General features: G+C 66.5%; 11 protein-coding genes and 3 pseudogenes. 4 read left to right on the top strand and 10 right to left on the bottom strand.

The features are described from left to right. Positions 1-840: 840 nt before the first annotated feature. The 4 genes and pseudogenes from AB0P17_RS42545 to AB0P17_RS42560 form a co-directional block, all read right to left on the bottom strand. Complete coding sequence (locus tag AB0P17_RS42545) at positions 841-1,335, bottom strand: single-stranded DNA-binding protein (protein ID WP_365820390.1); 495 nt, start codon at positions 1,333-1,335, stop codon at positions 841-843. A gap of 941 nt (positions 1,336-2,276) precedes the next feature. Then, a pseudogene (locus tag AB0P17_RS42550) lies at positions 2,277-2,432 on the bottom strand (IS21 family transposase); the annotation flags it as partial. Beyond that, positions 2,429-3,175, bottom strand: a complete 747-nt coding sequence (locus AB0P17_RS42555) for a transposase (protein ID WP_365820392.1) — start codon at positions 3,173-3,175, stop codon at positions 2,429-2,431. The gene AB0P17_RS42555 and the pseudogene AB0P17_RS42550, both read right to left, overlap by 4 nt. Positions 3,176-3,197: 22 nt before the next feature. Continuing rightward, a pseudogene (locus tag AB0P17_RS42560) lies at positions 3,198-3,293 on the bottom strand (hypothetical protein); the annotation flags it as partial. Positions 3,294-4,701: 1,408 nt separating this feature from the next. On the opposite strand from AB0P17_RS42560, the gene AB0P17_RS42565 reads away from it, so the two are divergent. The 4 genes from AB0P17_RS42565 (at position 4,702) to AB0P17_RS42580 (ending at position 8,264) form a co-directional block, all read left to right on the top strand. After that, positions 4,702-5,535 (top strand): hypothetical protein, encoded by an 834-nt coding sequence (locus tag AB0P17_RS42565; protein ID WP_365820394.1) that lies wholly within the window; start codon positions 4,702-4,704, stop codon positions 5,533-5,535. A 298-nt stretch (positions 5,536-5,833) separates the two neighbouring features. After that, entirely contained in the window at positions 5,834-7,036 is a 1,203-nt protein-coding gene (locus AB0P17_RS42570) for a GNAT family N-acetyltransferase (protein ID WP_365820396.1), read from the top strand. Continuing rightward, a complete protein-coding gene (locus tag AB0P17_RS42575; protein WP_365820398.1) occupies positions 7,033-7,515 on the top strand; it encodes a hypothetical protein in 483 nt (160 codons plus the stop codon). Before AB0P17_RS42570 ends, AB0P17_RS42575 begins: the two co-directional genes overlap by 4 nt. Beyond that, on the top strand, positions 7,512-8,264 hold the full coding sequence (locus AB0P17_RS42580; protein WP_365820400.1) for an SAM-dependent DNA methyltransferase: 753 nt from the start codon (positions 7,512-7,514) through the stop codon (positions 8,262-8,264). The genes AB0P17_RS42575 and AB0P17_RS42580 overlap by 4 nt, the downstream gene beginning before the upstream one ends. A gap of 899 nt (positions 8,265-9,163) precedes the next feature. Here the strand turns inward: AB0P17_RS42580 and AB0P17_RS42585 are convergent. The 6 genes and pseudogenes from AB0P17_RS42585 to AB0P17_RS42610 form a co-directional block, all read right to left on the bottom strand. Next, positions 9,164-9,439, bottom strand: coding sequence for a hypothetical protein (locus tag AB0P17_RS42585; RefSeq protein WP_365820402.1), 276 nt, complete (start codon positions 9,437-9,439; stop codon positions 9,164-9,166). Between the two features lie 52 nt (positions 9,440-9,491). Next, entirely contained in the window at positions 9,492-9,689 is a 198-nt protein-coding gene (locus AB0P17_RS42590) for a hypothetical protein (protein ID WP_365820404.1), read from the bottom strand. Between the two features lie 57 nt (positions 9,690-9,746). Beyond that, a complete protein-coding gene (locus AB0P17_RS42595) occupies positions 9,747-9,920 on the bottom strand; it encodes a hypothetical protein (RefSeq protein WP_365820406.1) in 174 nt (57 codons plus the stop codon). A gap of 9 nt (positions 9,921-9,929) precedes the next feature. Continuing rightward, a complete protein-coding gene (locus tag AB0P17_RS42600; protein WP_365820407.1) occupies positions 9,930-10,343 on the bottom strand; it encodes a hypothetical protein in 414 nt (137 codons plus the stop codon). 287 nt (positions 10,344-10,630) lie between these two features. Beyond that, positions 10,631-11,038, bottom strand: a complete 408-nt coding sequence (locus AB0P17_RS42605) for a hypothetical protein (RefSeq protein ID WP_365820409.1) — start codon at positions 11,036-11,038, stop codon at positions 10,631-10,633. A gap of 513 nt (positions 11,039-11,551) precedes the next feature. Continuing rightward, a pseudogene (locus AB0P17_RS42610) lies at positions 11,552-11,775 on the bottom strand (IS5/IS1182 family transposase); the annotation flags it as partial.

The following is an 11,775-nucleotide window of genomic DNA, read 5'->3' on the forward strand; positions in this document are numbered from 1 at the left end:
ATCCGGCGGGTGAAAACGCCGATGGCCTCGCGGACACCTTCGATGCTGCCCACGTCCAGGGCGGTGATCTCGGTGTTTACGGTCCGCTGATGGGGGCGTCGGGCAGGGATGGCTGGGGTGGTGTTGCTCAATGCGTGCTCCTATCCAGAGGAGGTGATGGAACAGTCCTTGGGGCGATGACGATGGAGGTGGTCCCTCGGTATGCGGAGCCGGGGATCAAGCGGGTCTCGCCCTCGATGCCGTCCGAGTGGTCGCGGTCCGTGCCGGAGGTGATCTCGCCTGCTTCGGAGGCGTCGTAGGGAGCGGACTGGAGGGGTGGTGCAGGCGGTGAGGGGCGTGAGGGCGGCCCGCGAAACCAGAGCTGACGGCCCCCGCTCTCTGCCAGGCTGTCAGTCCTCCTGCTTGTCTCGGCTCTGGACTGCTGCTCCGATGATTACGAAGGTCGCAGGCGCGGCCATAGGCAGCCGGATCCACTCGTCGGCGCTGCGCTCCCAATCCGTAAGTGCCAGAGCGGCTATGCCAAAGACGATGAAGCTGAGGTAGCTGGCGTTCAGCAGGTGCTGGCCCTGCCCCTGCAGGAGCCTGGCGCAGCGCCGGGCGTGGGGACGGGGAACGTGTGAGTCGTCGGGTGGGATCACGGTGACTACTTGTCTGTAAGCACCTCCAGAGCCCAAAACACGTGCTTACAAACAACTACTCCTGTTCGTGGGTGTCGCGTCCGACAACGTCGGCCGTCAGGACCACCTGGTTGTGGTCTTGACGGCCGACGCCACGCAGGCCCAACAGCATCGGTGCCGAGCTCGACCAGGCCCGCAGGGAAGGGTGAAGTTCTATAGATCGTCAAGCGGTCGGAAAGGGCATCTGCCTGTCCTGTACGGCGCTGGCGTGCGCGACGGCGGCCGGAGCGGCAGCCGCGACCGGAGCCGGAACCTGAGCCTGCAGGTTCTGGCTCTGGGCCTCGGCCTTAGTGACGCGCTCGGCCAGGCGGGCCTGGGTGGTCGCGCGGGACTCCAGGAAGGAGATGTTCTGGATCTCGAGCTTGACCTCGAAGACCTCCACACCGTTCTTGGTGTAGCGGTTCATGCGTGGCTCGTAGCTGAGGGAGACCAGGTCGCCCTTGTGCACGCGCGCGAAGGGGCCGGCGCCCGGGGTCTGGGCGCGTACGAAAGCCTCGAACGGAAGGGCGTCGGAGATGCGGTTTCCCTGGGCGTCGGTATAGCTGCGGTCGACGAAGACGGTGAGCATGACCTTCTTGGAGCCGTCCATGTTCTCGAAGACCTTCGGGTCGTTCGCCAGGCGGCCGATGACGGAAGCGGTGCTGTTCGGGTTCGACATGGTGGATTCTCCTTGAATACAGCGCAGCGCCCGGATCGACGTCATCGTCCGCGCGCAGTTGGATGGGTTGTTGAGATGTCCAGTTGTCTGTCATGCCATCATCCGGATCAGCTTCGCTGATCAGATGATTTTCTCTTTCAGTACTTCTTCCGAATCAGCTGTGCTGATCGAATGCTTGTCATTCCGAGTCCCGAATCGGCTTTGCCGATCAGGCTCATGTTCTTCGCTGGGTTACCGGCCACTCCCCGGACCAGACCTCCGGCGTGATGCCCGGACGTCCCGCAACTCGGCCTCCAGCTGGTCCGCTCGTGCGGTGTCGCCGACCTTGCAGGCGAGCCGGTAGGAGTGTTCGAGATCGACAATCTTGCCTCGTGCTGCTGTTCATAGCGGCCTATCGCCGCGAGATCGGCATGCAGCACTCGTCATCGGCCTCGAAATACAGCCATAGATCGTCGTCTTCGTAGTAAGTGCAGAACCAGCTCGTCATGCAGCCGTCCTGACCCACCACCTTGACCAAGCAACATAGGGGCCCCGCGCCGTGCGCATCCCATGGACAGGTGCCGTACGGTCCCTGGCGTCTGGCTCTGGCAGGACAGCCGTGATCTGCGGTCGCGTGTTCCTTACACGCTTTACCCGGGGCCGCGCCATGCCGTACCGGCTGTCCTGAAGGAACTGGCTAAAGGACAATGCCAGTGACTTTGTGGCCGTCCACGGACCTGTGATGAATGTGGTAGCTTGCTATGGCTGGACCTCGTGCCTGCGCCTGGTAGCGAAACACGGGGTCCTCGGTGATTCGCTGGCTTCGGATGATTGCCGCACGCGCTCGGTTCCCCGCCACACAGAGCATGATCAACGCTCAAGGTCCTGACGCGCCACCAGCAATCATGCACGAGCTCGTTAGGACTGATGCGAGCGATGCTCCCCTGGACGGTCACATCAGGGCGGGCCCGATGCTGCCGGGCCGTCGGGCTGGCACCCTCGGCCCGCATCTGCACATACCGGGCCACCGTGTGGTGGTCGCAGCCGACCAGCTCGGCGGCTGCTCGGTAACTCCCCGTGAGGTTGTATGCCTCCAGGATCTCCCTGCTCTTCTTCACACCGGCCAGCTTCGCTGACCGGCATCGGTCCAGGTCCAGGAAGAAACCTGGCCGTCCGTGGGGAAACCCTTGGGCTCTGATCCACTTCTTGTGGGATGGCGAGGGTGACGGTCTTCAGTCGGCGAGGAGTATCTGTCGGCGGAGGAGGTCGAATCCGGCGCGACCATATCCGCCCTCTTGATCCGTTTCGCTCTGTTGACGTTGCCTTCGACCTTGCCCGAGTTCCATTCCAAGGTGAGGCCGGCGGTGACGGCGTCGAAGTCTTGTCGGAGGCCGCAGGCCAGGGTCCGCAGCGGCTTCATCCCGGTGTCCTCGGCGCTGGAGAGCCAGATCTCCAGGTCGCCGCCGCGGCGGGCGGTCATCATGGCGGCGAAGGAGCGGACGCACGCAGCGACGGCGACCAGTTCGGGGCAGCAGGACAGGAGCTTCTTGAGCTTGAGCGTGCCGCTCTCCTCCAGGTAGTCGCGGTGCGAGGTGATCAGCCAGGTGGCCGTGCGGACCGTCAGCACCTTGGGCTTGTCGGGTGCGGGGTTGCCGCTGGCCCGGATCTCCTGCAGATGCCGGCGCACGGTCCGTTTACTGCCGGTGAAGCCGAGTTCGACGATCTCCGCGTGGAGCCGTGCCGCGTCCGTGCAGCCCTCGTTCCAGCGCCGGTGGAGGTAGGGCGAGTAGGCGTGGACCTGGCCGTAGCGGCGCGAGCCGGTGCCCAGCGACGCCTCCCTCGGGCGTGGCCGCGTGCGCATAGCGGCGTACTGTCTTGCGGTCGAGCCCGAGAGCCTCGGAGATCGCCTGGATCGGGACTCCCTTGTCGTAGAGGGCGTGCACGACGGCGTGACGCTCGCGGCGCCGGATCACACGCATCCCCTCCGGCCGCCCCGGCACCTCCTGCTCGACAGTGGCCTCAGCAGGCGCGTCCTCGGTAGGCTCGGCGAGACAACTGCGGTGCGCGTACACGGTGTCTTGTCGGTCGGCACCGAGCTGCTGTCCGAAGCCCGCTACTCGACGTGGGCAACGCCTCCCGAACTGCCCGAGAACCGCTGCTCCTAGTCATCGACAGAGCCATCGAAGCCTGCGCACCAGTCTGAGCAGCGAGTTCGCACTCGTCGGGGCGGACAGATACACGGGCAGCCGGGCGCCAGGCGCCCGGTGAGCGCCAGCGCGATATTCTCCAGCGAACGACACAGGAGCGGCATGCGCCGCGCGAATCGCTCGGCGAGCCCGTCCAACTGCTCGACGAACGTGCGACGACCGCACGCAGCCGCTGGGCAGAGGAGCCGTCGCACCAGCAAGTCGATCACGACCTGCCGTCCGGCCGCCGAGGTCGGCAAGGCGCCGTCGACAGCCACCATGGAGACGGCCGGACACGGCGCCACAGCCTGGACACACCGTTTCGCGCGTCATCGTCCGCGCCGTGAGGGCTACCTCGCCACCGTCCGCTCTGACCTCGTCCACCACCACAGAGGACAGGTGAGAGAACATCGTGGCGAATGTCGAGAACATGCTGCAGTCACCCGAACGGCCATTCTTCCAGCCATTTGTGACGCCGTGTCACCGCCCCACAAGAAGTGGATCAGAACCGTATTACTGGCCGCCGTCAGCCGGGCCCGGCGAGGTGCACAGATAGGCTTTTCGGCTCTATCAAACAGCAAGGAAACAGCGTCTCCTTCGCGTGTCCGAGGTGACTCATCGGTACACGAACGAGACGCGACGAGGACACTGATAAAACACCGATTGATGTCGGTTCACCTCTTGGAGTTCTGCACACGTCCTCACAGTGTCTCGCGCGCACCCCGGCAGTGCCGCACTGGCGTCACACACAGAACCTTCGGAGGACTCACCTGTGCGGGAATGCTAGGTGGCGTCCCTCGGGAGACACGATCGGGACACCACAGGAACGCCGTTCGTACTTCGCTATGCCTCTTCTGGATCAGTGTCGGTACGGCGGGCGTCTCGCAGGCGTCCCGCGTAAGCACCCGTGGCGTCGCAGGTTGGGGCGCAGATACGCACGGCACCGAGGGCCTGCACGCGGTCACCCCAGGCGGGGACGCGGTGTCGTCTCGAAGGTGCACCTGGCGGTACTCGACAGGGACTTAAATGGCGTCTCTTTCACGCACCTAATGGGACTTGCATAGGATTCAACAGGGCCACTAAAGTGGATTCACATTCGAGACAAAACGCGAAGGACAGTGATCCTCTATGGCAGAGCGCGAGACATCTGACGAACGATCGGATGGAGCGCGGGAGCGAGTGTTGAGGAGCGCTGAGTGCAATGACTGGTCAGTCCACTGAACCTCGCAAGGTTCGCTGGACCGTGCCCGCCGCCGATACCTCGGTGAACACGTGGCTCAATGAGCAGGCTGACATCTCGCAGTCAGTTCGACTGCTCATCCGGGAGCCCATTGAGCGCGACGGGTTCATTGACGTCTTCTACAAGCCCGTGGTCCAGCTGCCGCGCCGCGGCCGGCCGTCGCTGGAGAGTGTCGAGCAGCACGACGACGAGGAGTCGGTCGCCGAGCGCCCGATCGCCGGGCCGGCGCAGCCACAGGCCCCGGTCTCCGCCGAGGTCGTCGCGGAGAAGGCGGCCGCAGCGCCGGAGGCCCGGCCCGATCCGGTTCCCGCACAGTTCGCCTACCCGACACAGTCCGGCACCGTGCAGCTTCCCGTCTTCCCACCTCACCGCACACCACAGGGCGGAGCGGCTGGTCACCACGGTTGGGCCGGGCCTTGTGCGAAATGGCGCTCAAAATCTGGTCCTCGACCATTCCGGCACAGCCCGGAGCTTCGATACCCATGTTCACTCCGTGATGGGCGTGCCCCCGACAGCTCGGCCATCCCGCACAAGGAGGATCAGTGGCCGCACTGCGTCCTTGTCTTCCAGCGCTCCGTCTGGGATCTGCGGCCCGCCGGAGTAGCCACGAGTGTCCCCCGAGTTGGGGTAATCCCATACCCACTTGGGGTGGTTGGAGCGGATGTTGCCTTCATCATCGAGAACCACATCGCCGGGCTTCCAGACCGCATCAAGGCTGGTGATCTTCTGAACGTTTTCCATAAGCTCATCGTCCCTCACGCCACCGACAGTGTGGAGCTCACAAGGCGCGACTAGCTCTCCGAGAGAGCCGGATCGTGGTTCCCAGATGGAGGTCGCGGCGTTGGAACCCGAGTGGCAGCCTCGCCGACGGCTGCCTTCGGCGACCGCCTCGCCCACGGGATCGTGCGCGGCACCGCCCCCGCACCCTGCACGACACGCCTGACCCCGGTCAAATACAAACTCAAGTGCCCCTCACCACCCCGATGCACGCCACAGCCTGCGCCCTGTGAGCGCCCGCCATCGGCATCGCCCCAATCCGTCTGAGCGGCCGATGCCGAGCCCCTCCTCCGCCCGTATGAATGGAACCGACAGCATGTCTGCCACCCTTACCCCGTCCGCCCGCCACCAGCGGCATGCCACAGCCGCCGAGCAGGGCGAACTCGCCGTCGAACTCCGCACCAGCGCCGCTGAATTCCAGACATGCCAATGGGACGCCCTCGTCGATGCCGACGACGGCTTCTACACCAGCCACCTCTGGATCTGCTCACTGGAGAAAGTGCACGGCCTCCAACCTGTCCTCGCGGCAACGGAGGCGGGCCGGCTCACGGGCCTGCTGCCGACATGGACGAACACGGAACCCAGCGGCAGCAACCTGTTCGGCCTCCCAGGCATGACAAATGAACTGATCGCGGTACCGAGCGAGCAGACTCTGTGGCTGGGCCCCCGCCGTGCCACAGCCACTACGATCACCTGCGCCCGCGGCGTGGTGCGGCCGCGCGCTCTGCGGGCGTTGATGGAGGCGGCTTGCCGGCTCGCGGCCGACCGGGGACTCGCGGGCGCAGTGTGGCCCTACCTCACCGGCGCGCACGCTCTGGAAGCCGCCGCCAGCCACCCCGGCGCCCAAGCCGTGCTGCACACGGCGGACACGTCCGTGACAGTGCCGGATGACGGCATGCGTGGACTCGAAGCCACCGCCGGGAGCAAGCACCGCAAACAGTGGCGACGGGAGCGGGCTTTGTTCGCCCGGTCCGGTTCGGTCGAATGGGCCGCCCTCACCCCCGAGGTCTGCACCCGCATCGCGCCGCTGCTCGCCGCCACGCGAGAAAAATACGGAGCACAGGTCGGGACCGCGCAGATGCGCCGCACGCTGGAGGCACAGCGCTCTTCCGGCCTCGGCGACCGGGCTGCCGTAGCGCTTGCCCGGACCCGGGACGACGACACCATCCGGGCGGCCGCCGTCTTCTACCGTCATGGCACCACCCTGTACGGACGCTACTGGGGCGCGGACGGAAAGGCCCCGCCTTACGCCTACTTCACACTGACGCTCTACGAGGCAGTCGACTGGGCAGGCCGCCATGGCCTGCGCCGCCTGCACCTGTCCGTACCGCCCACCGCGGCCAAGCTCTCCCGAGGCGCGCAGACCACCCCGCTGGCCCTCGTCTACCTTCCCACCGCACCCGATACCCGGATCGACCCCCGCGCCCTGCACCAGCACAACCGGCGTACGGCGCAGGAGTGGAACCCGGACTCCGACCGCGAGGCGTGGGCCCGGTGGACCTCCAGGGGGATGGGATGACGCTCTACCTCGTCTATGGCTTCGAGACCACCGACCACACGCACACGAACATGGCCGCCTTCTGGTCGTGGATGGCCGACCGAAACCTCTGGTTCTACAGCGGCCTGGACATGGTCCTCGACACCAGCTGGCGCGTCGAGACCCAGCCTGGAAGGCTGCTCATCCACCATGAGGTCGCTTTCGTCGGCGAATCGGGCCTGGCGGACTACCGTGCCGCCCTCGCGGTAAGAGGCCGCGACCGAGCCTGGGAAGAACGGCGCTGCGAGCAGGACCGTTGGTACCGCATCGTCTCGCGGTCGCTCCACACTTCCCCGCCCGTCCCGATGGTTCTTCCACGGTGCGGTCAGGCGCCCGGCCGAGGTGGGGACGCATGGGGAACATTCCAACGTGTCGTCAGCGAGTCTGAGCGCTTGTCCTCTCTCCGGAACGGGTCGGCCTTCATGGACGGCTCGGAGAACACCATCGAGTCGGACGCATGAGCAGCTATCAAAAGATCGTGAAGTTACTCGAGGCGAACACCGGGGCGAGGCGGATGAGTCAGGTCTTCGAGGACTTCGTCGAGATGGCTGCGCTGGCTCTCCGCAACGCCGTGGATGTCCACGGCCACGCCGAGCGCGAAGAGCAGTACCTCCGGACCGCGAGCCGGTATGACCGTGCGGAGTTGTACCGCTTCGGGCACGCTCTCGCGCTCGTCACCGAGGAGATGGGCCGGGAGCCCTGTGACGTGCTCGGCCGCCTCTACATGGAGCTGGAACTCGGCAACGAGCGACTCGGTCAGTTCTACACGTCCTATGACATCGCTCAGCTGATGGCCGGGATGCAAATCGATTCCGTGATCGATCAGGTGCACGCGCACGACTTCGCTGATCTGTACGAGCCGACCTGCGGCGCGGGTGCGTTCATCGTAGCCCTGTCGCAGGCAATGCTCGAGCGTGGCCTGAACCCGCAGACACAGCTGCACGTGACGGCTGAGGACATCGCACCCCCGGCTACGCACATGATCTACATCCACCTGACCCTGCTGCACATCCCTGCGGTGGTGCGTCGTCGCAACACGCTCACGATGCAGACCTTCGACTCGTGGCCCACACCTGCCCACATTCTCGGCGGCTGGGGCTGGCGGCTCCGCCTGACCCAGGTTATCGGCGCGACACAGAGACTGCTCAAGACAACGCAGCAGGATTCCGCCGAATCACTGTGGGCGTGTCCGGCAAGCCACCACGTATAGCCGTTGCGTCCAGTGCGTCCTCCACCCCGGTAGGAGGGTTCGATGACGACGAGGACGTTCTCGAAGGAGACGACGTCCCAGCGGCGGGTGTCCGCCAGTTGGGAGCCTTCACCAGATGCAGCGCCGTCTCCGTGCCTTCGTTGCAGGTGGCGGTCGACCAGGTCGATGCGCGCTCCCCACACTGGCGGAGACCGGTCAGACCAGCGCCCCAGGTCATCGGGGTGTTCGTCATGATACTCCGTAAGGTGTTAGGCGGCCCGGAGGGCCGGATGTGGCTGATGATGCTCTGCCTTCAGTGGCTTGCCTCTCCAGTGTGTCGCGGAGACGGTTGATCATCCGGGCTCGGTCGGCCACGAGATCGGAGCGGTGGGCGGTCAGCAGAGCGAGGTCGGCAGCCAGGAGGACCGGACGGCCACTCCTCGAAACCACAGGACGTTGGCCCGGCGGCGGGCCAGGGCGATGACGGCTTGGGCGTGGGGCACGGCCCTCATAGAGCGTGATGTGACGGTGGGTTACGTGCCGGTGTGCGCGCCGGGTACTCGCCCGACGACGGTGTCTACGATGTCCGTTTCTGTGACGTGTGCTGGTTACTGCGTGTCGCGGTACCCCTGGTTTGCGCCCTCCGGCACGACCACTTCGTCCATCGACAGCAGACCAACCGCGACCGCCTGCGCCCGATCGTGAACCCGGAGCCTCCAACTCGGCGATCCGGGCCCGCAGCACCTCGGTCTCCTCGGCGACGACGGCGCCCACCCGCCGCTCGAACTCGGCTTGGTCCTGGTCGGAGCGGGGCGTGAACATCGCGGACAAGCGGGCCCGGGCGGAAGGCTGCGGCAGGCCGTGGATCCGGGCGTACCGCTCCGGCGTCAACGGCCCGCTGTTGGGGTTCGAGGTGTCGGTCATCGGGTCTTCCTCGGCTGCTCGTCGCGGGCGGCGATCAGGGCGGCGCGGTGGTTGTCCATCCCGGACTCGCGGTCGGTGCCGCGCTTCGACGAGGAGTCGATGACGTAGCCGCCGATGGTCATACCCGCGTGCTTCTTGCCAGGGCTGTCGTCGAAAATCACGGTGCCGTAGTAGTCGGCGGCGATGCGGATCGTGGACACCGTCAGCGCCTTCCCATCCACGCAGACGGAGCGTCGGGCAACGATGGTGGGGATGCCGGTCTGGATGGTCATCGGGTTCCTTCCGGAGGAGGGGCGGGGTCGGCGGATACCGGACCCGCGGGGGTCAGGCGAAGGGGCAGTCGGGCCTGGGGCAGGAGCACCGGACGAGTTCGGCCGTGTCCCATCGCCAGACGGTCATGTACGGCCGACCGAGCCGTGACGCCTTGATGTGGTGGAAGCGGAATTGGACTCCGTTGATCTCCCGGGTCCAGAGGTGCTGAACGTGGTTCTCCATCTCGCCTGTACGCGGACCGATCTTCATGGGGAGCTCCTCAAGCGGGTCAGGGCCCGCCCCACCTCGGGGCGGGTCGGGACGGTTTCAGGCGGCGTTCCAGAGCCGGTCGGCGGCGATCCGGTGCGCGGCGGCGAGAAGCCGGCGGGCGGGCTGCGCACCCACCTGGGCAGCCAGGACACGGTCGTCGACCGTCGGGTCAAGGAGCAGGCCGGCGAGCCGGGCCGGGGTGGTGGGGACGCCAGTGGCGGTGCTGAGCATGGGGTTCTCCTACGGGTACCAGTGGCCAGCGTCGTTCCGGCGGCGCACATACATCTCCGCGTGCGTCCTCGCCGTGAGGTTGCTCTTGGGTAGCGGGTAGCGGACGACTGCTCCGGCCCGCTCGGTCGAGATGACCTCACCGGGGCCTGTGCAGCCCGCGTGCTGAATGCTGATCTGGTTGCCTACGCGGAGACCGAGGAAGTCGGGTACGGGTGTCGCGGCGATGTTCCGCCACCACCACGACCACGCCTTCGGGTTACCGCTCGGGGCGGCAGGCATCGGCTCGTAGAGGTCCCCAGGCCGGTAGTCGTACACGTACCGGTCGTCCAGGGCGTAGCGGGTCAGGGCGAGAGTAGGGCTGTAGAGGTGCCCTCGGTCGAACGCGGCAGGAACGCTGGAGACCGGAAGGCCAGACACGCTCACGTCGGCTCTCCTGTGGTGTATGCGGGGCTGGTCTCGCGGATCTGGTGGACTTGCCTACCGACCTCGGAGGCGGTCACGTCGCGGACGGTGAAGTCATGGGACGGCGGCACGTAGCCGCCGCCGGGGTACACGCGGACCGTGGTCTCGCGGAGAGCCGCATCGTGCGTGATGTCAAAGGCGATAGGTCGGCGGCCGATGGTCCGCGTGTAGGTCCAGATGGTGACTCCGAGGGAGTCGCCGTAGTGACGCTCGCGCCAATGGCTCCGAGGGGTGATCGTGAAGTTGGTTTAGGCGGCCTCCGCGAAGTCGGCGGCGGCAAGGTGGCGGGTGGCCTTGTAGGTGTCGAGCGCCGCGTAGAGGGCGGGGTCGGTCGGCGTATAGACGTGGACGTGGATCCACTTGCCGGTGGTCCGGTGCTGCGCCCACACGCGAACGGCGTCGGCGCCGAGGTTCATGGCCCGGTACGCCTTGGCGGTGTGCCGGCCGTACCAGGAGCGCTGCCCGTCTTTGAGGTCGTCGGCGCCGAGGCGGTCCAGCATGTCCCCGGTGCGGATGAGCCGGCCGTGCTCGACGGCGGCGGCGATAAGGCCGGAGCGGGTGCGGTAGGCGAGGGCCCGGGTGACGGCACGGGCGGCACGGTGGGTGCGTGTGATGACCCGGATGGTGGCGCGGCGGGTACGGCTGGTTTGGAGCATCAGATCCCCCTGGGCGGTGCGGGTGGCGGTGGTGCCCGGCCCGGATCTCCGCGCTGGATGCGCGGCCCGCGGCAGGACCGGGACGGTTCCCGTGTTCACTTGTGATCGCTTGTCGGAGTAGGCGCCCGGCTATACCCCGGCGGCATCGCCACGACTACGCCGCAGTCCTTCATCGTGGCCTTGCACGGCAGCGAACGAGACCACCGCACAAGTCGCCCGCCCGAGCAGATGGCAGACGTGCACCGCACCCAGCCCAGATCCGTCAGGTTCGAGCTGGTGGGAATTCGTTACGAGGCTTCGCACACCGGTTCCTCTCGTACACCTCTCCGTCGTGCTCGCCGGGCACACGGCCATCTGACGGTCCTGGCCCCGCCCCGGCTTTGTCAGGGCTGCTTCCCGCCCTCCCCGGCACCTCCCGGATCAGGCTGCCCTCAGCTTCAATCCCACTGCTGCGACAGGGAATTGGTGCAGGTCTTTCACCTCCACTCGATCAACAGGCGCCTCACGGCGCACTCGTTCCACGACCCACCGCTTGCCGGCCTGGATCGGAGCGGGCACGCCCTTGCGGGCGATTGCACCGGTGAAGCCCAACTCCCGGAGCAGAGCGCGGGACGTGTTGCTGTCATAGCCCCGGTCGAGGTTAACGTTCACGTCGTCCGGCAGTGGCCCGACCTGGTCCATGGCTGCGTGGAGAGTCGGTCCGAGCAGAGGCGAGTCGTGGCGGTTGGCTCCCACCG

This window comes from Streptomyces sp. NPDC088124 (assembly GCF_040685895.1).
Taxonomy (GTDB): Bacteria; Actinomycetota; Actinomycetes; order Streptomycetales; family Streptomycetaceae; genus Streptomyces.

Excerpts from the sequence above, each read along its gene's own strand:
- AB0P17_RS42595 (WP_365820406.1), bottom strand. The coding sequence starts at position 9,920 with ATGCTCAGCACCGCCACTGGCGTCCCCACCACCCCGGCCCGGCTCGCC.
- AB0P17_RS42590 (WP_365820404.1), bottom strand. The coding sequence starts at position 9,689 with ATGAAGATCGGTCCGCGTACAGGCGAGATGGAGAACCACGTTCAGCAC.
- AB0P17_RS42545 (WP_365820390.1), bottom strand. The coding sequence starts at position 1,335 with ATGTCGAACCCGAACAGCACCGCTTCCGTCATCGGCCGCCTGGCGAAC.
- AB0P17_RS42570 (WP_365820396.1), top strand. The coding sequence starts at position 5,834 with ATGTCTGCCACCCTTACCCCGTCCGCCCGCCACCAGCGGCATGCCACA.
- AB0P17_RS42565 (WP_365820394.1), top strand. The coding sequence starts at position 4,702 with ATGACTGGTCAGTCCACTGAACCTCGCAAGGTTCGCTGGACCGTGCCC.
- AB0P17_RS42575 (WP_365820398.1), top strand. The coding sequence starts at position 7,033 with ATGACGCTCTACCTCGTCTATGGCTTCGAGACCACCGACCACACGCAC.
- AB0P17_RS42580 (WP_365820400.1), top strand. The coding sequence starts at position 7,512 with ATGAGCAGCTATCAAAAGATCGTGAAGTTACTCGAGGCGAACACCGGG.
- AB0P17_RS42605 (WP_365820409.1), bottom strand. The coding sequence starts at position 11,038 with ATGCTCCAAACCAGCCGTACCCGCCGCGCCACCATCCGGGTCATCACA.
- AB0P17_RS42585 (WP_365820402.1), bottom strand. The coding sequence starts at position 9,439 with ATGACCATCCAGACCGGCATCCCCACCATCGTTGCCCGACGCTCCGTC.
- AB0P17_RS42555 (WP_365820392.1), bottom strand. The coding sequence starts at position 3,175 with ATGCGCACGCGGCCACGCCCGAGGGAGGCGTCGCTGGGCACCGGCTCG.